The organism is Nitrospira sp. (assembly GCA_016873435.1).
Lineage (GTDB): Bacteria > Nitrospirota > Nitrospiria > Nitrospirales > Nitrospiraceae > VGXF01.
Genome location: VGXF01000004.1, coordinates 76,124 through 98,655 on the forward strand (window position 1 = coordinate 76,124; position 22,532 = coordinate 98,655).

The window sequence follows — 22,532 nt, forward strand, 5'->3', positions numbered from 1 at the left end:
ACCGAAACAATTTCGGAGCTATGCGCTGCTTGCTGTCAGCCTCTCCTGCCCTGATCGGTTGATTTCCCTCCGACCGCGTGCTACCACAGCCCCATGCGTATTGTGTTCATGGGCACGCCGGAGTTTGCCATCCCCTCATTGAACGCCCTGTTGGACTCGCCTCACGATGTGGTTGGGGTCGTCACACAACCGGACCGGCCGAAGGGCCGCGGGCAGGAACTAGCCACCTCGCCGATTAAGCAATTGGCGCTGGAGCGCGGGGTCCCGATCCTGCAACCACTGAAGATGAAAGATCCGGCGTTTCTGGAGGCACTGGCTGCTTGGAAACCAGACTTGATCGCCGTCACGGCGTTCGGGCGCATTCTTCCAAAAGTCGTGCTCGACCTGCCACCGAAAGGCTGCATGAACGTCCACGGCTCACTGCTGCCGAAATACCGAGGCGCAGGCCCCATTCAATGGGCCATCATCAAGGGCGAGCATGAAACCGGCATCACGACCATGCTAATGGACGAGGGCATGGACACGGGTGCGATGCTCTTACAGGAGACACTACCTATCACGCCGGTCGATACTGCCGGCACGCTCTCAACCAGGCTGGCCGAGGTGGGCGGACGGCTGCTGGTCACGACGATCGCGGGACTGCTGGACGGGACTGTAGCGCCTAAGCCCCAGGATCATAGCCGCGCCACAATGGCCCCGCTGCTCCAAAAGGAGGATGGCCTCCTTGACTGGACGCAATCGGCTGTTGATCTCGTCAACCGCATCCGTGGCCTCACACCTTGGCCCGGCGCCTATACTTTTGCGAAGAACGAACGCTGGGCAATTTGGCGAGCCTCGGTGATGGAGCAGTCCGGGGGCGGAACACCCGGGACCGTGCACAGTACCACCAAAGATGCAATCCTTGTCACGACCGGCAAGGACCTGCTGGTACTCACAGAATTACAGCCCGCCAACAGCCGCAAAATGACCGCCGCGCAGTATCTGGCTGGACACCCGATCCCACCCGGTCTCGTGCTGGGCGCCGGGCTGGCCCCGGCAACCAACGAGTGACGACACATCAACCTTCTAATAAACCGCCTCGCCGGGCCACGGCGAGAACGCTGGCCCAGCGCGTGCTGCTCGATGTCGAGCAGCACGAGACCGCAGCCAATGAAACGCTTGACGAGCAGCTTCGCCGGTTTCCGCTCGAAGCCCGCGACCGGGCCCTCGCGCAGGAACTGATCTACGGCGTACTACGCCACCGAAGCCGTCTGGACTGGCGACTTGATCAGGTGGCGAGCAAACCGATGGCCAAACTGCCGGCCCACATCCGGACCGTGCTCCGCCTAGGCGCGTATCAATTATTATGTCTACACAAAATTCCCCCCTCAGCGGCTGTCAACGAATCCGTCTCACTGGTTAAAACAGGCCGGACCGCACCCGGCTACTGGACCGGTTTCGTCAATGCGGTGTTGCGGGCCTTGATTCGCACCGATATACCTGAAGAACCCGCTGATGGACCGGTCCCTTCGCTCTCGATCCGTCATTCCTGCCCACCCTGGCTGACGGAACGATGGATTGCGCGATTCGGAACGGAGCGCGCGGCGGCGCTGTGTGAAGCTACCACGACGGTTCCGCCTCTAACGATCCGCGCCAACACCCTGCGTATCTCGCGCGATGTGCTGCAGGCCGGGCTCGCCGAGCTCGGCTATCAGGCACGGTCGACGGCCGTCAGTCCGGTCGGGCTTGTGCTGGAGAAATGCGGCTCCATCGAGGAGATTCCGTTGTTCCACGAAGGACTATTTTATGTCGAGGACGAGGCGGCACAACTCATTCCGTTGCTGCTCGATCCGCAGCCGGGTGAATTAGTGCTAGATGCCTGCGCCGCGCCGGGAGGTAAAACGACGCATCTGGCCGCACGCATGGAGAACCAAGGGGAAATCATCGCGCTCGACCGGAGCGCCGCGCGATTGAAATTCGTGGGAGAGAATTGCCGTCGGCTGGGTATCACGATCGTGCACCCGATCCGCGCCGATGCGACCGCACCATTTTCATCGACAGCGCGCGACCGCCACTTCGACCGCATTCTTGTGGACGCCCCGTGCAGCGGACTCGGCGTGCTGCGGCGCCATCCGGAAGCCAAGTGGCGGAAGGAGGCCGCATCGCTGGCGCGGCATCCCGCAATACAACGACAGACCCTCGATCAAGTCTCCCGTCTCTTGCGACCCGGCGGGGTCCTCGTCTATAGTACGTGCTCGAGCGAGCCGGAAGAAAACGAACAGGTGATTGACCAGTTCTGCCGGGAGCACCAGGACTTTCACCGTGAATCCATCGCGCCGTGGCTGCCCCCCTCCGGCTCCTCCTTTGTGACCATCCAGGGCGATCTATCCACCATGTCGAACGACCAGTCCATGGATCTGTTCTTTGCGGCCAGGTTGCGAAAGGCATCGTGATGTCGACCGTTCGAATCGCGCCGTCCATCCTCTCGGCTGATTTTGCCCGTTTGGCCGATGAAGTCGCACGCGTTGAAGCCGGCGGCGCGGACTGGCTGCACGTGGACGTCATGGACGGTCATTTCGTCCCGAACCTGACGATCGGCCCCCCGATCGTCGAAGCGCTTCGAAAAGTGACAAAGCTGCCGCTTGACGTCCATTTGATGATCACGAACGCTGACGGCTATATTAGAGAATTCGCCGACGCCGGGGCGGACTATCTGACCGTCCACGTCGAAGCCTGCCCGCATCTGCACCGGACGGTGCAGTCCATCAAGGAACGCAAGGTCAAGGCCGGCGTGACGCTAAATCCGGCTACCCCGCTGTCATCCGTCGAGGCAATCCTGCCGGACGCGGATCTGCTCCTGATCATGTCTGTCAATCCGGGCTTCGGCGGCCAGTCGTTTATCCCCGCGTCGCTGGAGAAAATTGCACAGGCCCGTGCCATGATCACCCGCACCGGTAGCCGCGCCGTCTTGGAAGTCGACGGTGGCGTGAAGGTGGAGAATGCGGCGAAGATCGTACAGGCTGGCGCAGACATTCTCGTCTCCGGTTCCACGATTTTCTCCAGCAAGGATTACGGCGCGACAATCCAGGCCCTGCGGCAGGGCGGAAACACTTCGGCGCAATCCGCCCGAGCGGCCGCTACGCGGTGACCGTGGATATCGCCTCTCTCATCGGCAGCCTGCACCCGCTTGAGATCAAATTCCTTCTAGGGCTCCGCGAAGCCCACGCCCGCGGCCCGCTGAAGGAAGAGCAGATGGCCCAGGTGGCGGGGCTCGAACCCTCCCAGCTCAGCATGGCCGTCGAGTGGCTTCTGGCCAAAGCACTGATCCAGGTGGCGTCGGAGACCACGACCCCGATCGTGTCGCTGACCAAAACCGGTACACACTATTTCGAGAACTCCGCACCGATCGAGCGCATTCTCTCTCGCCTGCGAGAGACCAGCGAGACCGGCAAGCGCCTCACCATTCAGGATTTGCAGACGCAGGAGGAACTGGAACCAACCGCCGTCAGCAGCGCCATCGGCACTCTTAAGAAAGAAGGAGCGATCCGTATCGTCCCGGGCGGATTTGTCGAATCCACGGGCAGCGCAAGCCCCTCAACGGAAACGTTGCGCGAACTGTTGAAGCAGCTCTGTGGGACCTCAAAGGATTATCGAAACTTGCCGGAACCGATGCAGCGCGTGGTCAATCAGTACGCCGTCAAGCGGGGCAATACGAATGAGCCATTCCGGATCGATGACCATGTCGAGCGGACCTTCGCGCTGACTGAAAATGGACGTGGGGCCGCCGATGCGCTCGTGCAGCAGGGCGTGGCGGACGAGGTCTCCCAGCTCGCACCGGAGCTTCTCAAGGACGGTAGTTGGCGGACGAAGCGATTTCGGAAATACACGATCAGCTTGCGGGCGCCGCGCATCGCAGCGGGCAAACGGCATCCCTATCGCGAGTTTCTCGACCGCGTCAAAACGAAGCTAGTCAGTATGGGCTTCCAGGAGATGCGCGGCTCGCTGGTGGAAACCGAGTTCTGGAATATGGATGCGCTCTTCATGCCACAGTTCCATCCAGCGCGGGACATCCACGACGTCTACTTCGTCAAGGAGCCGACGCATGCCTCCGACATCGCGGAGCCATTCTTCTCCCGCGTGGCCGCAGCCCATCGCAACGGCGGGCATACCGGCTCCTCCGGCTGGAACTACGACTTCAACGAAGATCGCGCCAAGCGCCTAGTACTGCGAAGTCAGGGCACCGCGGTGTCAGCCCGTACGCTGGCCTCTGGCCCGGCCGTGCCAGGAAAATACTTTTCCATCGCGCGCTGCTTCCGCTATGACCAAGTGGACGCGACGCACGCGACCGACTTTTTCCAAATTGAGGGTATCGTCCTTGGCAAGGACATTAATTTCCGCACACTCCTGGGTCTGCTTGAACTCTTCGCGCGCGAGGTGGCGCAGGCGAAGGAGATCAAATTTTTACCGGCCTACTTTCCGTTCACGGAGCCGTCGGTCGAGCTGCACGTCCGCCATCCGCGCCTGGGCTGGATGGAGTTGGGCGGTGCCGGCCTGTTCCGGCCGGAAGTCACGACGCCGCTTGGCGTGACTGTGCCGGTGATCGCCTGGGGGCTCGGCCTGGACCGCATGGCGATGGTGGCGCTGGGCATCCACGATATCCGCGATCTCTTCTCCTGCGATCTGGACATGATCCGCACGACGCGAGGACGGTTCTAACATGCCGACAATTTCCGTCAATTTAAAGGATCTGTCGCAGCTCCTCGATCAGGGGCCGGTTACGACTGCCCAGGTCGAGACCTGGCTGCCGCTCGTCAAGGGCGAGCTCAAGGATCACGATAGCGCCACGAATGAACTGCGGATCGAACTGCAAGACAGCAATCGTCCTGATCTATGGTCCTGCGAGGGCATTGCGCGCCAGATCCGGATCAAGTTGGCCGGCAAAGGCTCTACCTATCCCTGCTTCAAGTCGAAAAAACCGACGAAGCAGCTTCTGGTATCTCCTGGGCTCGACCAGATCCGGCCCTACGTGGCCGCATGCACGGCCGTCGGGTACCGCGTGACCGTCGAAGGACTCGCCCAGTTGATCCAGATGCAGGAAAAGCTGGCCGACATTTTCGGACGCAAGCGACGCACTGTTTCGATCGGCGTATACCAACTGCCGAACATCGTCTTCCCAGTCGCCTATACGCTGGCAAAACCCCAGGATGCCAAGTTCACGCCGCTTGGCTTCGACGAACCGATGTCGCTGGCCGAGATTCTCTCGGTGCATCCCAAGGGCGTCGAATATGGACCGATCCTTGCCGGGCATGCCCGCGTGCCACTCTTGCGGGATAAAGAAGGGCAGATCCTGTCACTGCCGCCAGTGATCAACAGCCGCGAGATCGGCGAAGTGCGGGTTGGCGACGACGCACTCTTTGTTGAGGTGACGGGCACTGATCTGCCCATGGTGATCCTGACGCTCAATATTTTGGCTGTGAATCTAGCCGACCGCGGCGCGGCCATTGAACCAATCGCGGTCTCCTATCCCTATGCCACGCCGATGGGAAAAATAGTGCGGACGCCGCTGGATTTCTCGAAGCGCCATACGATTCCAGTCAAAACGATCGAGGCGGCACTGGGGCAATCGTTCGGCGCCATGCCCATCGCCCGCGCGCTGGCCGCCTACGGATATCGCGTCACGCCTGAACGGGGCGCCGTCGCCGTGACGCTGCCGCCCTATCGCAACGACGTGATGCATGCGGTGGATGTGGTCGAGGACGTGGCGATCAGCCGGGGGTACGGGGAGTTTGCGCCGGTCATGCCGTCGCAATTCACCGTCGGCGGCCTCTCGCGCGTGGAGCAGATTTCGGATCGGATTCGCGATCTCATGGTCGGGCTCGGCTTTCAGGAGGTTATCTCGAACATCCTGGCTTCGCGCCAGGAACTCTGCGACCGCATGCGGCTAGGCACCACGCAGTGGAGCCAGTTGGTTGAAGTGGACAACGCCATGTCGCAGAGCTTCTCCTGCCTGCGGCAGTGGATCACGCCGTCGCTGCTGCGCGTGGAATCAGCCTCAACACGCGTCTTCTACCCGCACCGGCTTTTCGAAGTGGGCGAGATCGCCGTCTACGATCCGACCGACGTACAGGGCACGCGCACGGTCATGGCCCTAGGAGGGCTCATCGCGCACGCCGGCGCAAACTTTTCAGAGATCCATTCCTGCCTGGACCTGCTCCTGTTCTATCTGGACTATCCCTACACACTGGAGCCGGTCGCACATCCATCTTTTCTGGAGGGACGAGCGGGACGGATCATGTCTGGCGGACGGGCTATTGGAGTGATCGGCGAACTGCATCCTGAAGTGCTGGAACAGTGGCAGAGCGGGATGCCCGCCGTGGCCTTTGAGCTGGAAGTAGACCCGCTAGCTGAAAAACCGTGAACAGAGCTGAGAATTAAAGAGTTGAGAATGGAGAATGCTCCACTCTCAACTCTCCGATCCTAATTACGCCGCGCCCGCCTTGGCCATTGCGGCGAGCTTGTCGAACCCCGCCGGATCGTTGATCGCCATCTCGGACAAAACCTTCCGGTCGAGCATCACCTTGGACTTTTTGAGCGCACTGATGAACCGGCTGTAGGTAAGACCGTGCGCCCGCACGGCCGCGTTGATGCGCGCGACCCAGAGGCTGCGGAAATTCCGCTTCCGCTTCCGCCGGCCGACATAGGCATACTGCTGGCCCTTATCTACCGATTCGGTCGCGCTGCGGAAGAGCCGGCTCTTTGCCCCGTACTGGCCCTTCGCCAGTTTGAGCCGTTTTTTACGACGTTGTCTGGTCTTGGAACCGCCTTTTACCCGTGGCATGGTGCTGTTCTCCTTCTCTATCTACCGAGTGTTACCCGTTATACGGCATCAGCCGCTTCATCGACAGGGTCATGGCCGGACTGACGATGACACTGTCCGACAGGCGCCGCTTCCGGTTGCTGGCCTTGCTGGTTAGCAGATGCCGCCGGCCGGCCTTTTTCCGAGCGATTTTCCCGCTGCCCGTTTTCTGAAACCGCTTCTTCACTCCGCTGTGACTCTTCAATTTCGGCATGACTCGAATACCTTCCTTTCCCCTGGTTAACTCTTCGGCGCCACCACCATGATCAGGCTCCGGCCTTCCATACGTGGCGCATATTCGATGGTGCCGACCGTCGCCAGCTCCGCGATCACATTACTCATCAACGTCCGGCCCATCTCCTGATTCGCCATCTCGCGCCCGCGAAAGGTCAGCGTGACCTTGGCCTTGTTGCCGTCGGCCAGAAAGTTCTTGATCTGGCGGACCTTGATCTCCAGATCGTGCTTGTCGGTCCGCGGCCGGATCTTGATCTCCTTGACCTGCGTAGACTTCTGGTGCCGCCGGCTCTGATGCTCCTTCTTCTGGAGCTCGTACTTGTATTTACCGTAATCCATGATCCGGCAGACAGGCGGCTGCGACGTCGGCGCCACCTCCACCAGATCGTAACCTGATTCCTGGGCCCGTCGGAACGCATCCGGTGTGGGCATGATGCCCAGCTGCTCCCCCTCAGCCCCGATCACACGGACCTGCGGGATCCGGATCTCCCGATTCACTCTGAGTTTAACGATACTCCACCTCTGGTTTCAGATTATGTGCTTAACACCGCCTGCGCGGTGTCCTTCTTCAATAAGTCGATCACGGCCGGGACTGGCATGCTGCCCAAATCCGCCTTACTCCGTCCCCGCACAGCCACCTGGCCGCTCTGCATCTCGCGGTCGCCCACGACCAGCATGAAGGGGATCTTGGCCTTCTCAGCCTCCCGGATTTTGAACCCAATCTTCTCATTCCGCAAGTCGGATTCCACCCGAAAGCCGGCGGTGCGCAACTGGGAGGCCACCGTCTCAGCGTAGGCCTGCTGCTTGTCGGTGATGGGCAGGAGAATCACCTGCACCGGCGCCAGCCACGTCGGGAAGGCCCCCGCATAGTGCTCGACAAGAATGCCGAAGAACCGCTCGATGGAGCCCATGAGCGCCCGGTGGATGATAATCGGCTGGTGTGCCTTGCCGTCTTCGCCGGTATAGGTCAGCTCGAAGCGCTGCGGATTGTTGAAATCCACCTGCACGGTAGAGCACTGCCAGGACCGGCCCAGCACGTCTTTGATCTTAATATCAATTTTGGGACCGTAGAACACGCCTTCCCCTGGATCGATCTGGTAGGCCACGCTGCGGCTCTTGAGCGCGGCCTCCAGCGCGGCGGTCGCCAGCGCCCAGTTCTCAGCTGAGCCAACAGCTTTCTCCGGCTTTGTCGAGACGTAGACTTCGAATTCCGTGAAGCCGAAGGTGCGGAGGATAAAGAACGTAAAGTCCAGCACGCGGCTTACTTCGGATTCGATCTGGTCCGGCCGGCAGAAAAGATGCGCATCGTCCTGCGTGAAGCCGCGCACGCGCAGCAGGCCGTGCAGCACGCCCGTCCGCTCGTAGCGATAGACCGTTCCCAGTTCACCGTAGCGAATCGGCAGGTCTCGGTAGCTGCGCAGGTGCGACTTGTAGATCATGATGTGGAAGGGACAGTTCATCGGCTTGAGCTGGTACTCGCTGTTTTCCACCTTCATGGTCGCGAACATATTGTCGCGGTAATAGTCCACGTGCCCGCTGGTCTTCCAGAGATCGAGCCGTGCCACGTGCGGCGAATACACCAGCTCGTAGCCGGCCTTGAGGTGCTGCTCCCGCCAGAAATTCTCGATCAGCAGCCGCACCAGTGCGCCCTTCGGATGCCAGAGGACCAAGCCAGGCCCGATCTCGTCCTGGGTCGTGATGAGATCGAGTTCCTTGCCGAGCTTGCGGTGATCACGGCGCTTGATCTCTTCGAGCTTGTCCAGATGCGCCTTGAGTGCGTCCGGTGTCGGGAAGGAGGTGCCGTAAATGCGTTGCAGCATCGGGTTGCGCTCGTCGCCGCGCCAGTAGGCGCCGGCGCTCGACAGTAGCTTGAACGCCCCGACGTAGCCCGTGCTCGGCAGATGTGGCCCTTCGCAGATGTCGGTGAAATCGCCCTGCTTGTAGAGCGAGATTACGGGGTCCGGAATGATGGTTTCGATGATTTCAGCCTTGTAATTTTCGCCTTGATCCTTGCTGAGCTTGATCGCTTCGGCGCGCGGCATTTCAAGCCGCGCGATCGACAGGTTGCGCTTGATGATCTCTTTTGCGCGCTCCTCTATTTTTGTCAGATCCTCCGGCGTAAACGGGCGGTCGAAGGCAAAATCGTAGTAAAAGCCCTCTTCGATCGCCGGGCCAATCGTCATCTGCGCGGAGGGGAACAGCTCCTTGACGGCCTGGGCCATGATGTGGGTGCTGGTGTGGCGGTAAACGTCCTTCCCGTCCGGCGAGTCGAAGGTGATCGGCTCAATCGAGGCATCGGCCGTGAGCATCGCGGATAAATCCCTCGGCACGCCATTGACCTTGGCAGCCAGGATATCCCTCTTGAGCGACTTGCCGCCCAAGGCCTCACCTGCGGTCGTGCCGGCCGGCACGGCCTTGCGGGTTCCGTCCGGTAATGTGATCTGAATGGTCTGTGCGCCCATGGCACTCCCAAAAAAAGAAAAGGCATCGGAACCGCAGCCGAGGCGGTTTGATGCCCCAACCTGCACAATCTTGAGCGTTCTATTGCATCAAGACGCTATAGCTGCACGGTCCGTACGATGTTTCTCCGCTGCCCCAATCAACAAGAATCGTTGAGTCGACGGCGGTACCAGCAAGCTGGGTACGATGGTAGGCGCGGACGGTCTTGAACCGTCGACCTCTACCGTGTCAAGGTAGCGCTCTACCCCTGAGCTACGCGCCTGTCGTCGGTGGCCATGCTAATCCAGCCCCAGGAAAATTGTCAAGAACGCATGCGTGCTAAGATCGCGGAAAATAATGCGAGTTTGTGGTTGGAGAAGGCCAAAACGGGGTGGGTACCCCCCCCGATCAAACAGCACTGAGTTTGGACGCGCGGCCGCGTTTGACGGGAATCCGGAATTCCATGATTTTCTTCCGTAACGTGTTACGGTTCATGCCCAATAAATGGGCAGCTTCAATCTGGTTGCCGTTGGTTTCGCGAAGTGCCAGCGCGATCAGGGGCCGCTCGACTGCTGAGATGAGCATCGGATGGAGGTCGCGTGCGGAGCCCTTACGCATGGTTTTCACAAAGGCACTCAATTTGGTCTCGATGATATCGTCCAAGGCCGCCTCGCGCCGGGCTTGTGTCGGCAACCGCCCCCATCCGTTCGTCATGACCTGCAGAACTTCGGCCGATTGGATCAACACGCTGGACGAGCCCATCACAATCATGGTGCGCGTTGGCTCCACGAGCTGCGAAGCCTCAACAAAGTCCTTGAGCGACCCCTGCCGGGCCTCCACCAGCACTGCATCAAATCCCTGTTTCACCGCAGCGCGCGGAATGGCGGTCACGTCGCATGCGGCGGTAACCGTGAAGCCTCCAAGGGTCTGTGTGATTTTTTCGTGTAGCGCGGGATCGCTACTGAGCAGAAGAACACTGAAGGCTACAGACCGCATCTGGGCAACGTTGTTTCCGAATGAAGGGTGCGCATTATCTCGACCGGCGCACTGGTTGTCAATCGTCATTTGGTTAAGCAACTTAAATGCCGCGTGCGCGCGCTACAATCGGTTGTAGGGTGCCTGAGAAATCGTCAATTTTGGGGGCAGTGAGGGCTTCGTGTTAAAAAAATATTTTCCCTGCCCTGTGCTTGTATGGATTTCCACACAGCGGCACGGGTCATACACGCGCGTGTTATGCACACCCGCATGTTGACAGGTTGGTGACAAAGCCGCGGCGTCCGCGGGCTATGGGGCAACTCCGCTGACGCAGACGCCCGATGCCTCTGTTTTCAAACCGGCTGCGGGCGTTTTTCTTGTCGGACTTGACAGTTTTGACTCAAGAACGGTATAAGCGTACTCTGTTTTATTTCCCATCGGAATAGTAGGAAATGAAATGAGGGTGTCGCTCAAAGCCATGTATGGCATTTTGGCCACGCTTGATCTGGCGCTCCAGAATGGCTCTGCGCCGGTGCAGTCCAAGGCCATTGCCAAACGGCAGGCGATCCCGCTCCGGTTTCTCGAGCAGGTTCTCAATGCAATGAAGCAGGGCGGGTTGGTCAACAGTCTGCGCGGTGCCCAAGGTGGCTACACATTAAGAAAAAAACCGGCAGAGATTTCGCTCGCCGAGATCGTCGAAACACTCGACGGGCCACTGGTGCCGCCTTTTAACAGATCCTCGGCTCCGAGGCTACGCGGCCAGATGAAACCCGATGCGTTGCTGGGTTCCGTGTGGGAACGGATGTACCAGGCCCAATTGAGCGTGCTCAGCACCGTGACGCTAAAGGAGTTGGCCGAGCGCCAGCGGCAGCTTGAGCAGCAGAAAACGCTGATGTACCACATTTAAGGGGACGACCATGACGCCTCCACAGACGACCCATCCGGTCGAAGTCAAAACCGCACCGATCCCCGCGCATATCCGTGAGGAGATCGAGGTGTTTGAAGAGGAAGTGCGTAAGATGCTCGCGGGCGACCTGTCCGTGGACATCTTCAAGCCCTTCCGCCTCCAGCACGGCATCTACGGCCAGCGCCAGCCGGGGGTGAACATGGTCCGCGTCAAGATCCCCTTCGGCGGACTTACGGCTAACCAGTTGCGCCGAATGGCTGAGATGGCCGAGACCTACGCTACCGGCGTCGGGCACGTCACCACGCGCCAGGACATCCAGATGCATTTCGTTCCGCTCAAGGACGTCGGCACGATCATGCGCGGCCTGGCCGAAGTCGGCCTAACAACCCGCGAGGCCTGCGCCAATACGGTGCGCAACGTCACGGCCTGCCATCTCGCAGGCATCTGCCAGGGCGAGGTCTTTGACGTGACGCCCTACGCCAAAACCGTGGCGCTACATCTCTTGCGCAATCCGCTCAATCAGAGTCTTCCGCGCAAGTTCAAGATTGCCTTCTCCGGCTGCCGCCATGATTGCGCGCTCACACCGATCCACGATATCGGCCTGCTCGCCGCCAAGCGCGAGGACGGCATGATCGGCTTCCGTATGGTGGTGGGCGGCGGGCTGGGCTCCGCGCCGCGCATTGCACAGGTGCTGCGCCAGTTCGTGCCGATGAACGAGCTGATCCCGACTATCGAAGCCGTTATCAAGGTCTTCGACACGCTCGGTAACCGCAAGAATCGCAACAAGGCGCGCATGAAGTTCATCATCGAGAAGCTGGGCTTCAAGGAATTCGCGCGGCGGTGGGAGGAGGCCTACGCATCCATGGGGTACGCGCGACCCGACCACGCGTCGATCAACCTGCTAACGCACCAGGACGACCCGGTGCCGCTCATCATGCCGGCGTCGGTGAAGTCCAACGGCGGCGGCAACGCGGGGAACGGGCAGACGGCCATCAAGCAGGAGACGCCGTTTCAGATGTGGACGCGGACGAACGTTGTGCCGCAGAAACAGGCGGGCTATGCGGCGGTCGTGATCAAGCTCCAGATGGGCGACGTGACATCGCAGCAGATGCTGGCCGTCGCGGATATGGCCGAGCGCTACTCCAACGGAAATCTTAGGACCACGATCAACCAGAATCTGATCGTCCGCTGGGTACCAGAAACGGCGGTGCGGGCACTCTACGACGATCTCGCCGCCGTCGCGCTGGCCGATCCCGGCGCCGAACTGGTCGAGGACATCATCGCCTGCCCGGGCACTGATACCTGCGGTCTGGGCATCACGTCATCCAAGGGCATGGCGCGTGCCATGGCCGAGGTCTTTCCGCCCGGCCGCGTGCCTGCAGACTTGAAAGACGTGAGCGTGAAGATCAGCGGCTGCCACAATTCCTGCGCGCAGCATCACATCGCCACGATCGGCCTGCACGGCGTGGGCAAGCGGATGGGCGAGCATGTGGCGCCCTACTATGAACTGCACCTGGGTGGGCGGGTGGACGGCGAGGCAAAGATCGGCCAGATGACGGTCAAGTTACCAGCGCGACGCGTGCCGGAGGCGATCGGCCATCTCGTCGAGGTCTATCGGCGTGACCGCAAGACAAACGAGAGTCTGCCGGCCTTCATCGATCGTGTCGGCAAGGCAGCACTTAAAGAGGAATTGATCTCCTACACGATCGCGCCAACCTTCGAGGAGGACCCGACTTTCTATTACGACTGGGAAGGCGACGCGCCGTTTATTACCGAGGACCTCGGTCCGGGCGAATGCGCCGGCGGCGCGTTGGAAATGATGGGCGACCGGATTCTCGAGGCGGAGCAGGAGCTCTATCAGGGCAAGCTACTCGTCGAGAAGCACCAGTACTCGGTCTCCGTAAACAAATCCTACCGTGCGGTGCTGGCGGCGGCCAAGGCGATGTTGGTCACCGAAGGCCTCGATCCCTCCACGGATGCGGAGACATTCAGCGAGTTCGAGCAGCGCATCGCGGCCAAGGGCGTGGTGCCGGCGTCGCACCGAAATCTGTCCAGGGAATTCGGCAACCTCGGGCCAAAAGATACGACGCAGCAATTTGCCCAGGCCAAGGTGGAGTTTGCACGCGGCTTCGTGCAGGTCTGCAAGACAGCCATCGACCAGGTTGGCCGTGATCTCAAGCTGAAGTCAGTGGAACTGGGGGCCGCGGCGCCGAAGCCCGCGCCGGCCCCTGCGGCCACGCAGGAGGGGCCGTCCACGACCGGCGCGCCGGTGTACGATCTACGCGGCGTCGCCTGCCCGCTGAATTACGTCAAGACCAAACTGAAACTCGAGATGATGGATGCGGGCGAGCAGCTGGAAATCTGGCTGGATGCGGGGGAGCCAATCAAGAACGTGCCGATGAGCCTCCGCAACGACGGGCACAAAATTCTTCTGGAAGAACCGCTACAAGCGGAGAAGGTGCACTTCAAGGTGCTGGTGGAGAAGGTGGACGGCTGAAACATGACGGGCCCGATTCAACAAAAGATACGGCCAACAAACGAGGCGCTCAAGGCACTGAGCGACTCGTTCGAGTCGAAACAGCCGCAAGACGTGCTGGCCTATGCACTTAAGCAGTATGGCTCGAACATCCTCCTGGCCTGCAGCTTTGGCGTGGAGGACGTTGTGCTTGTGGACATGATCCAGAAGATCGCCCCACGAACGAAGCTCTTCTATCTGGACACGGATTTTCTGTTCAAGGAAACGCACGACGTGAAGGACCGCGTGATCGCCAGGTACGGGCTGAAGCCCGAGCAAATCATCCAGATGCAATCGCTCCTGACGCCCGAGCAGCAGGCGGCGCAGTACGGCGACGCGCTCTGGTCGCGCACACCGGACCAGTGCTGCCAATTGCGGAAAATTGAACCGCTGACGCGCGTATTGAAGGGCTATGCGGCCTGGATCACGGGTATCCGGCGCGACCAGGCCCCCGCACGCGCGGGTGCGGGCTTGGTCGAATGGGACCAGAAGTTCAATCTGGTGAAATTTAATCCGCTGGCAAAATGGAAAGCCGAAGACGTGTGGGGCTATATCAAAGTGTACGACGTGCCGTACAACGAACTGCACGACCGAAACTATCCCAGCATCGGCTGCACCCACTGCACCGCACCGGTGATGCCGGGCGAAGATCCCCGTTCGGGTCGCTGGAAAAACTTCGCCAAGACCGAGTGCGGGCTGCACAAGTAATCTCTACAACAGCGTACGGACGAGTTGGCCATGGGCATGCAAGAGTTTATTGCGAAAATCGGCGTGGGGCAGAAGGCCTCGAAGGATCTCACGTGGGACGAGGCCAAGCAGGCGATGCGCCTGCTGATCGAGGGCCAGGCCACGCCTGCGCAAGTCGGGGCATTTCTGCTTGCGATGCGCTTCAAGATGGAGTCGGTCACCGAAATGGCGGCCTTCACCGCCGCCGCGAAGGCCTATGTTGCACCGCTGCCCGTGCCGCCCGGCCTGGCGCTAGTGGATCTGCCGGTCTATGCGGGTAAGCAGGATACGTTTCATGCGTCGATTGGATCTGCTGTTGTCGCGGCAGCCAGCGGAGCCGCGGTTCTCATGCACGGTCACGACATCATTCCAAACCGGCCCGGTCCGGCCAGCGTGCTGGCGCAGCTCGGGATCGCGACTGAATTGGCACCGAAGCAGGCGGCAGATGAACTGGCAACGAAAGGGTTTGCCTATCTCGATATGGCGCTCTACCACCCGCCGGTCGCGCGCTTTCTCGATCTGCGGCTGGAGTTGGGCGTTCGTAACCTGTTCCATCCCGTGGCCCGGATGCTGAACCCCGCCCGCGCACCGGCCCAGATCATCGGTCTCACGCATCCACCCTATTTCGAAAAGACGGCGGAAGCCCTCGCGATGCTCGGCACAAAGCAGGCGCTGATCCTCCGCGGCGTGGAGGGTGCCCCGGAGCTGTCACTCGCGTCGGTCACGAAGGCGCTGGAACTGCGCGGGGAGCGGATCACGCCGATGTCGCTGCAGCCGAAAGACGCGGGCCTGGCGATGGGTACCCACCAGCCGATGGCGGGCTTCCCGCCTGGGCAAGCTCACAGGGAAGCTGAATTGCTGCGGAAAATTCTGGCCTATCAATTGGCTGGAGGACAGCGCGACTGGATCGTTATGAACGCGGCGCTGCTGCTCTACGTGGCCGGCAAAAGCGCGACCGTCCAGGCCGGCGCCAAACTGGCACAGCAGACACTCGAGTCTGGCGCGGCAGCAAAGAAACTGTCGGAGTTGGCAACGGGAGTAGCGGTCAAATGAAGCATTTACGGCAGCTGGAAGATCAAAGCGTCTATATTTTCCGCGAAGCCTACAAGAACTTCGACAACCTCGGCATGCTCTGGTCCATGGGCAAGGACTCGACGGTGCTCCTGTGGCTTGCGCGCAAGGCCTTCTTTGGCCAGGTGCCCTTCCCGCTACTGCACGTGGATACAAGCTACAAGATTCCCGCGATGATCGAGTATCGCGACCGGCTGGCCCGCGAATGGCGCCTCAATCTCGTCGTCGGCCAGAACAAGGAAGCACTCGCCAAGGGCATGAATCATACGCTGGGGCGGGTCGAATGCTGCACGGCCCTCAAAACAATGGGCCTCAAAAATCTCATCGCGGAGAAGGGCTACACGGGGATCATCCTGGGCGTGCGGGCCGACGAGGAGGGCACGCGCGCCAAGGAGCGGTATTTTTCCCCGCGCGACAAGCACGGCGACTGGGATTTTCGCGACCAGCCGCCCGAATTGTGGGATCAATACAAGACGACGTTCCCGCCGGGGACGCACATCCGTATCCATCCGCTGTTGGACTGGACCGAGATCAACATTTGGGAATACATCAAGCTCGAAAACATTCCTTTCATCGATCTCTATCTCGACAAGGGCGACGGCACGCGCTATCGCAGCCTCGGCTGCGCGCCTTGCACCTTACCGATCAGGTCGACGGCCAAAACGGTGGACGACATCATCGAGGAGCTGCGCCATACGAACGTGGCCGAGCGGGCGGGCCGCGCCCAGGACGAGGGCCGCGGCATGGAGCTATTAAGAAAAGACGGGTACATGTAAGCCATGACGACCAAGACGCAAGCGGAAACCATCACCAAACCCAACGAGACGATGAACATCGTCATCGTCGGCCACGTGGACCACGGCAAGTCCACTCTGCTGGGCCGGCTCTATGCCGACACAGGGTCGCTGCCGGAAGGGAAGATCGAAAAGGTCCAGGCCATCTGCCGCCAGCAGGGCAAGGAATTCGAATATGCCTTCCTGTTCGACGCCTTTCTTGAGGAACAAGAGCAGGGGATCACGATCGACACGGCACGGACCTTCTTCATCTGGAACAACCGGCAGTACATCATTATCGATGCGCCGGGCCACAAGGAGTTCCTCAAGAACATGGTCTCGGGCGCGGCCCGTGCCGAGGCCGCACTTTTATTGATCGACGCGCTCGAGGGCGTGAAGGAGCAGTCCAAGAAGCACGGCTATTTGCTCTCCATGCTGGGCGTGAAGCAGGTGGCCGTCGCTGTCAACAAGATGGACCTCGCCGGCTACCGGCAGGACGTCTTCGCCGGCATCGAAAAGGAATATCGGGAGTTTCTCGGCCAGTTCAAAGTCACCCCCGCGCAGGTCATTCCCGTGAGCGCCAAGTTTGGCGAAAACATCGCCGCGCGCAGCAAGCAAATGCCCTGGTATCAGGGACCAACAGTGCTAGATGCGCTGGGGCTCTTCACGAAGGAAACCGCGCGACCGGAGCAGGCGCTGCGTTTCCCGGTGCAGGACGTCTATAAATTCGACGCGCGCCGGATCGTCGCGGGCCGGATCGCGTCAGGCAAGCTCAAGGTCGGCGACCGACTGGTCTTCTCGCCGTCGAATAAAACGGTCAACATCCGGACGATTGAAGCCTTCAACATCGAGCCGCCGCCGACCGAGGCCATAGCCGGGCAATCTGTCGGCATCACGCTAGACGAGCAGATTTTCATCGAGCGTGGCGAGATCGCCTCGCACGCAATGGCGATCCCGCTGGTCTCCACCGCATTTCGCGCAAACCTGTTCTGGCTGGGACGCAGGCCGCTTGAACAGGGGCGTAAATATACGCTCCGGCTGGCCACCCAGGAAGTGGCTTGCGAAGTGGCCATCATCCACCGGATCGTGGATGCCTCCGATCTGGCGCTTCAACAAGGTGGGACTACGGTCGGTCGCAATCAGGTGGCTGAGGTCACGTTCCGCACGAAGGCACCGATGGCCTTCGACCTGTCCTCGACCGCGGAAATTACCGGCCGATTCGTCGTCGTGGACGAGTACGACATCGCTGGCGGCGGCATCATCACCGAATCGGTCCGCGATGAACAGGAATTTTTGCGCGACGAAGCGCGCAAGCGCGATTTTGCCTGGGTCAAGGGCGAGGTTAACGCGGAAGCCCGCGCGCAATATTATGGACACCGGGCAGCGCTGGTGCTGCTCACCGGCGGCGAGCACACGGGCAAGTCATTTCTGGCGCGCAAGCTGGAATCGTTGCTGGTCGCAGAAGGGCGGCATGCGTATCTCTTGGACGGCGAAAACCTGCGCCGCGGCCTCGACGCCGACCTACTGGAGTCCGACGCAAAGGAAATGGCCCGCCGCTACGGCGAAGTGGCCCGGCTGCTCATCGATACGGGGCTTATCGTCGTCTCAACGACCAATCCCTTCGGCGCGGCCTATCGGCAGGCCCTGCCGTCCATTCGAACACTGGTTAATCCAGCGCCGGTGTTGGCCGCACACCTAAGCAAAGCGGAGGAGGAGGCTCCGGCCAACACCGACCTGACGTTCGCAGGGCCGAAAGACTTTGACGCCGCTGCGCGGCAGATCATCGAGGAACTGAAGAAACGCGGCGTGCTCGCTCTGGCCGTGGGGGTCCGCCCGACTTTTCAGTACTCCATCTAAGTTGGTTTGACTGGTCCAAAAACCCTGTGCTACGGTATTTACTAAAGAGGATGTGGCGAAAGGGAGTGAAGCGAGCAGCTATCTCGTGCCTCTAGACTCGCTCCTTTGGCCTGCGACAATGTTATATGGCTGATAAAGATCTCAGGACAATCCTCGGCAATCTCCAGTACAGCGACGACGCGAAAGTCGTCCAGCAGATCACCGAGCAGATGAAACAGGTCCAGGCCCGCATGGCTGGGATCAGGCACAAGCTCGTCGTAATGAGCGGCAAGGGCGGCGTCGGCAAGAGTATGACGACGATCAACCTCGCACTCGCGCTGGCCCGGCTCGGACACAAGGTCGGCGTACTGGATGTGGACCTGAACGGCCCCTGCGTCCCGCGCATGCTGGGGATGCACGGTCAGTCACTGACAATCACTCCCGACGGCGCCACGCCGCCGGTCGGTCCGTTGAACATGAAAGTTGCCTCGATGGATTTCTTCCTCGGTGACGCCTCGCCGGTGCGGTGGAAGGGCCCAATGGATGTCAGCCCCGTCTGGCTAGGCCTGATGGAAATGAACGTGATCCGCGAATTCTTGGCCGACGTGAAATGGGGCGAGCTGGACTATCTTCTGGTCGACCTGCCGCCCGGGGCCGCGGCCGACAAGCCGCCAGTGATCGCGGGCTACATTCCCGATCTCGACGGTGCGATCGTCGTGACCACGCCCTCAGAAGTGGCCTCCGACGTCGTCCAGAAATCCGTGTCCTACGCGCGTGACATGGGCATCAAGGTCCTCGGCATGGTCGAGAACATGAGCGAATACCGCTGCCCCGCCTGCGGCGTCGAGTCTGCCCTCTTTGAGGGCGATACGCAGGCCCTGTGCGATGCCTTGAATGTCCCGCTGCTCGGGCGCATTCCCTTCGATCGGACCTTTGCCAAAACCTTCGACAAGGGGGAGCCGTTACTCGATCCGACCTATCCCACGATCAAAAAATACCTGGACGTGGCCGGACGGATCATCCAGATTGTGGACCTCAAAAAGGTCTTGGCTCAAAAGCTCTAGGGGTATATAAAGGAGCCGCCATGAAGTTCGTTTGTCTGAATTGTGAAACGTATATGACCTTCCAGAAGGTCGAAAAGCCCGCAGAAGGCTCGCTGGGCGTGTTCTTTGTCTGCCCGTCCTGCAACGCCAAGTTTTCGATGGTGACCAACCCGGGTGAAACTCAGATGGTCAGCTCGTTGGGCGTGCAGCTTGGCGGACGCAGCGTGGCGGCGCAGCCCTTCGAAATGACTCGCGGCACTCTGAAAGACGAAGCGCAGGCGGGCTCGGGGCAAATGGCGGCCTATTTAAACGAAAAGATTCAGGCCGGACAGCCCGCCTCTACTAAAGCTTCGGCCGGCGCCCCTGCCTCGGCGAGCGGGGAAACCAAAAGCGGCGGCTGCCCTTTCTCGGCCATGGTCGCGCAGATGGGCCTGACCGGCTCGGACATGAAAGCCGGCGCGGCGTCCTCCTTCACGTGGAGCGCGGATGCCAGGGACAAGCTCGAAAAGCTGCCCGCCTTCGTGCAGCCGATGGTCAAGGCCAGCGTAGAGGCTTACGCGCGCAAGCACGGCTACGCGAATATCACGCTGCAAGTGATGGACGATTCCAAGAACGATTCAAATGGCATCGCCTGGACGCAGGACGCGGAGCAGCGGCTGGAAAACATCCCGGATTTCATCCGCCCGATGGCGCGCCGCGAGATCGAGCGCATCGCCAAGGAACGCGGCCTAGCCTCTGTCACCGCGCAGGTGATGGACGAGGCCAAAGACAAGTTCATGAAATTCATGTGACGCGCTGGCGTGCGGCTCACACCTCGAGGCTCGAGGCAAAACTGAGGCTCATCCGGTCATTCGGATGGGCCTTTTTCTTATCCCTGGCGCTTACTGTCGCGTGTTTTGCCAACGTGGTCCTGGCCCAGCTCGGTGAATCGTCCCCTGGAAGCGGCCAGGAAACCATACACGAGCACGAAAATAACCCGGGCGGAACCACTGCCAAAGGACCTCATTGGGAAGGCTCACCAGAAGGGATTGCGTATTCCGAACGCAATCATCACCTTGCCGGCATCGCTGTCATTCTCATCGGTCTCATCGAATTGCGGGAAGCGCTCTTGGCCCGCTGGCTGGCCTGGTCGCGGTTTCTCGCGCCAGCGGCCCTGTTCGGCGCAGGCGCCTTCCTCCTGATTTGGAGCGACCACGGAGCCTGGCCGATCGGCTCAATGAGCTTCGCGGAGAGCTTCTTCGGCCACGACCACGAGATCATCCAGCACAAGACGTACGGCATCCTGCTGTGCGCCGTGGGCATCGTCGAAGCGCTGCGGCGCGCGGGCCGGCTGGTGCACGCGGCCTGGAGGCTGCCGCTGCCGGTCTTCGCCATCATCGGCGGGGCAATACTCTTCATGCACAGTCATGGTGCTCATCCCTCCGCGCAGAAGATCGCGCTGCATCATGCCGTGATGCAAACACTGGCCGTTCTCGCCGGCTCCTGTCGGCTTGTCTCCATGAGCATGGCACAAACGGCGGCGCGGGGCGGGGCATCGAAGCTGGATTTGCTCTGGGCCGTGCTGATTCTTGCCATCGGCCTCCAGTTGCTCTGCTATTCCGAGTAGGAGGTGCGATGGACGGGGCGGCGTCCAAAAACCCGCTGCTCGGCTCGCCCCTCTTGCTCGGCATCGCCCTCTGGAACAGTCTTGTCGCCGTCTGCGCAACCAAACATTCGGAACGGTTTTCCCGCGTTGACTGTGCAGGGGAACACCGATAGAATGCCTCCCTGTTTCGTGTCCATATTTAGGAAGGCGAGCACGCTCCATGGGCGGCCACAGTCATTGGGCAACGATCAAGCGGCACAAGTCCGCGCAGGATGCCAAGCGCGGCAAGATTTTCACGCGCATCATCCGCGAGCTGACCATCGCGGCCCGGTCCGGCGGCGACCCCAACGGCAACCCGCGCCTACGGCTGGCCATTGCCAAGGCGAAGGAGGCCAACATGCCGGGCGACACGCTCAAGAAAGCCATCCAGCGTGGCACGGGCGAACTGCCGGGCGTGACCTACGAGGAATTTACGCTGGAAGGATACGGCCCGGGCGGGACGGCGCTGCTGCTGGAAATCACCTCAGACAATCGCAACCGCACAGTCGCGGAAATCCGAAGCCTTTTTACGAAGAACGCCGGCAACATGGCAGAAGCCGGCGCCGTGGCCTGGCAGTTTCATAAAAAAGGCGTGCTGACTGTAGAGCGCAGCAAGGTCGACGAGGACAAGCTCCTGTCACTCGCCCTGGATGCCGGAGCAGAGGACGTGAAGTCCGGCGAGAAGGCCTTTGAGGTCATCACCGAGCCGACCGATTTCGAGGCCGTGAAGAAGGCGCTGGCTGACGCCACGATCCAGACGGCGTTGGCCGAAATCTCCTTTGTCCCACAGAACACGATCAAGCTGGACGAAAAGAACGCCGAACAGATGCTCAAGCTCATGGAAATTCTCGACGAGCACGACGACGTGCAGAAGGTGCACGCCAATTTCGACATTTCTGACGAGGTCATGGAGAAAGTCGCCGCAGCAGCAGGTTAACCGAACGATATGATTGCCGCGCTCACCGGCCGGCTGGCTACCAAGGCCCCCTCTTCCATCACGCTCGACGTCCAGGGTGTCGGGTACGAAGTCTTCATTCCGCTCAGCACGTTTTTCGCTCTCCCCGAAGTCAATGCCTCGGCCTCCCTATGCGTTTACACGCACCTGCGCGAGGACGCCATCCAGCTTTACGGCTTTGTCACGGCAACGGAGAAGGACGCCTTCCTTCTGCTGACCGGCGTCAGCGGCATCGGTCCAAAACTGGCTCTGAGCGTGCTCTCGACATTGAGCGTCCCCGATCTAGTGTCCGCCACGCAGGCCGGCGATCTGGACAAACTCGCCTCCGTCCCCGGGATAGGCAAAAAGTCCGCCGCACGGATTGTGTTAGAATTAAAGGACAAGATTGAACGGCTGCGCGTCACGCCCGGCCCGTCAGCACCGGCCGGCGGCGGGTCACTGGGTAAGCTTGAAGATGATGCCCTGTCGGCCCTGATCAATCTGGGGTACAAGACGGCGGACGTGCGGGACGCGATCAAGCGGGTGGCCGGCGCAAAATCTGAACCGATACCGCTCAAGGAATTGATCCGGGCAGTCCTGAAGGAGTTGGCGTGAGGAGG

General features: G+C 60.7%; 21 protein-coding genes and 1 tRNA gene. 16 read left to right on the forward strand and 6 right to left on the reverse strand.

Going from position 1 to position 22,532, the window contains the following annotated elements; genetic code table 11:
• Positions 1 to 93 precede the first annotated feature (93 nt).
• Genes FJ248_04115 through pheT form a run of 5 tightly spaced genes read left to right on the forward strand, consistent with a single transcriptional unit; the run spans position 94 to position 6,397 of the window.
• Complete coding sequence (locus FJ248_04115) at positions 94 to 1,050, forward strand: methionyl-tRNA formyltransferase (GenBank protein MBM4120071.1); 957 nt, start codon at positions 94 to 96, stop codon at positions 1,048 to 1,050.
• The gene (gene rsmB / locus FJ248_04120) at positions 825 to 2,432 is read left to right on the forward strand and encodes a 16S rRNA (cytosine(967)-C(5))-methyltransferase RsmB (protein ID MBM4120072.1); all 1,608 of its coding nucleotides are present in this window, start codon (positions 825 to 827) and stop codon (positions 2,430 to 2,432) included. The genes FJ248_04115 and rsmB overlap by 226 nt, the downstream gene beginning before the upstream one ends.
• The gene (locus tag FJ248_04125; protein MBM4120073.1) at positions 2,432 to 3,127 is read left to right on the forward strand and encodes a ribulose-phosphate 3-epimerase; all 696 of its coding nucleotides are present in this window, start codon (positions 2,432 to 2,434) and stop codon (positions 3,125 to 3,127) included. Before rsmB ends, FJ248_04125 begins: the two co-directional genes overlap by 1 nt.
• Positions 3,100 to 4,695 carry a phenylalanine--tRNA ligase subunit alpha gene (locus FJ248_04130; protein ID MBM4120074.1) on the forward strand — a complete coding sequence of 532 codons (1,596 nt, stop codon included), beginning with the start codon at positions 3,100 to 3,102 and terminating at the stop codon, positions 4,693 to 4,695. Before FJ248_04125 ends, FJ248_04130 begins: the two co-directional genes overlap by 28 nt.
• 1 nt (position 4,696) lies before the next feature.
• Positions 4,697 to 6,397: a phenylalanine--tRNA ligase subunit beta gene (pheT, locus tag FJ248_04135; protein ID MBM4120075.1), complete on the forward strand. Its 1,701-nt coding sequence runs from the start codon at positions 4,697 to 4,699 to the stop codon at positions 6,395 to 6,397.
• A gap of 63 nt (positions 6,398 to 6,460) precedes the next feature.
• Here pheT and rplT read toward each other — a convergent pair whose 3' ends face one another.
• The 6 genes from rplT to FJ248_04165 all read right to left on the reverse strand — a co-directional run bounded on the left by rplT (position 6,461) and on the right by FJ248_04165 (position 10,573).
• Positions 6,461 to 6,817 (reverse strand): 50S ribosomal protein L20, encoded by a 357-nt coding sequence (rplT, locus tag FJ248_04140; GenBank protein ID MBM4120076.1) that lies wholly within the window; start codon positions 6,815 to 6,817, stop codon positions 6,461 to 6,463.
• A gap of 31 nt (positions 6,818 to 6,848) precedes the next feature.
• Complete coding sequence (gene rpmI / locus FJ248_04145) at positions 6,849 to 7,049, reverse strand: 50S ribosomal protein L35 (GenBank protein ID MBM4120077.1); 201 nt, start codon at positions 7,047 to 7,049, stop codon at positions 6,849 to 6,851.
• Between the two features lie 26 nt (positions 7,050 to 7,075).
• Positions 7,076 to 7,582 carry a translation initiation factor IF-3 gene (gene infC, locus FJ248_04150; protein MBM4120078.1) on the reverse strand — a complete coding sequence of 169 codons (507 nt, stop codon included), beginning with the start codon at positions 7,580 to 7,582 and terminating at the stop codon, positions 7,076 to 7,078.
• A gap of 20 nt (positions 7,583 to 7,602) precedes the next feature.
• The gene (thrS, locus tag FJ248_04155; protein ID MBM4120079.1) at positions 7,603 to 9,531 is read right to left on the reverse strand and encodes a threonine--tRNA ligase; all 1,929 of its coding nucleotides are present in this window, start codon (positions 9,529 to 9,531) and stop codon (positions 7,603 to 7,605) included.
• Positions 9,532 to 9,716: 185 nt separating this feature from the next.
• Positions 9,717 to 9,791, reverse strand: a tRNA-Val gene (locus FJ248_04160).
• Between the two features lie 125 nt (positions 9,792 to 9,916).
• On the reverse strand, positions 9,917 to 10,573 hold the full coding sequence (locus FJ248_04165; protein MBM4120080.1) for a hypothetical protein: 657 nt from the start codon (positions 10,571 to 10,573) through the stop codon (positions 9,917 to 9,919).
• Between the two features lie 367 nt (positions 10,574 to 10,940).
• On the opposite strand from FJ248_04165, the gene FJ248_04170 reads away from it, so the two are divergent.
• The 11 genes from FJ248_04170 to ruvA all read left to right on the forward strand — a co-directional run bounded on the left by FJ248_04170 (position 10,941) and on the right by ruvA (position 22,527).
• Complete coding sequence (locus FJ248_04170; protein MBM4120081.1) at positions 10,941 to 11,390, forward strand: Rrf2 family transcriptional regulator; 450 nt, start codon at positions 10,941 to 10,943, stop codon at positions 11,388 to 11,390.
• 10 nt (positions 11,391 to 11,400) lie between these two features.
• Positions 11,401 to 13,887, forward strand: a complete 2,487-nt coding sequence (locus FJ248_04175; GenBank protein ID MBM4120082.1) for a sulfite reductase — start codon at positions 11,401 to 11,403, stop codon at positions 13,885 to 13,887.
• 3 nt (positions 13,888 to 13,890) lie between these two features.
• A complete protein-coding gene (locus FJ248_04180; GenBank protein ID MBM4120083.1) occupies positions 13,891 to 14,613 on the forward strand; it encodes a phosphoadenylyl-sulfate reductase in 723 nt (240 codons plus the stop codon).
• A 30-nt stretch (positions 14,614 to 14,643) separates the two neighbouring features.
• Positions 14,644 to 15,684 (forward strand): anthranilate phosphoribosyltransferase, encoded by a 1,041-nt coding sequence (gene trpD / locus FJ248_04185; GenBank protein MBM4120084.1) that lies wholly within the window; start codon positions 14,644 to 14,646, stop codon positions 15,682 to 15,684.
• Complete coding sequence (locus FJ248_04190; GenBank protein MBM4120085.1) at positions 15,681 to 16,478, forward strand: sulfate adenylyltransferase subunit 2; 798 nt, start codon at positions 15,681 to 15,683, stop codon at positions 16,476 to 16,478. Before trpD ends, FJ248_04190 begins: the two co-directional genes overlap by 4 nt.
• 3 nt (positions 16,479 to 16,481) lie before the next feature.
• The gene (locus FJ248_04195) at positions 16,482 to 18,332 is read left to right on the forward strand and encodes an adenylyl-sulfate kinase (protein ID MBM4120086.1); all 1,851 of its coding nucleotides are present in this window, start codon (positions 16,482 to 16,484) and stop codon (positions 18,330 to 18,332) included.
• A 125-nt stretch (positions 18,333 to 18,457) separates the two neighbouring features.
• A complete protein-coding gene (locus tag FJ248_04200) occupies positions 18,458 to 19,375 on the forward strand; it encodes an Mrp/NBP35 family ATP-binding protein (GenBank protein ID MBM4120087.1) in 918 nt (305 codons plus the stop codon).
• Positions 19,376 to 19,395: 20 nt separating this feature from the next.
• Positions 19,396 to 20,145, forward strand: coding sequence for a hypothetical protein (locus FJ248_04205; GenBank protein ID MBM4120088.1), 750 nt, complete (start codon positions 19,396 to 19,398; stop codon positions 20,143 to 20,145).
• The gene (locus tag FJ248_04210) at positions 20,142 to 20,960 is read left to right on the forward strand and encodes a hypothetical protein (protein MBM4120089.1); all 819 of its coding nucleotides are present in this window, start codon (positions 20,142 to 20,144) and stop codon (positions 20,958 to 20,960) included. The genes FJ248_04205 and FJ248_04210 overlap by 4 nt, the downstream gene beginning before the upstream one ends.
• Before the next feature lie 199 nt (positions 20,961 to 21,159).
• Complete coding sequence (locus tag FJ248_04215; GenBank protein ID MBM4120090.1) at positions 21,160 to 21,915, forward strand: YebC/PmpR family DNA-binding transcriptional regulator; 756 nt, start codon at positions 21,160 to 21,162, stop codon at positions 21,913 to 21,915.
• A gap of 9 nt (positions 21,916 to 21,924) precedes the next feature.
• The gene (gene ruvA / locus FJ248_04220) at positions 21,925 to 22,527 is read left to right on the forward strand and encodes a Holliday junction branch migration protein RuvA (GenBank protein MBM4120091.1); all 603 of its coding nucleotides are present in this window, start codon (positions 21,925 to 21,927) and stop codon (positions 22,525 to 22,527) included.
• The last annotated feature ends 5 nt before the right edge of the window (positions 22,528 to 22,532 follow it).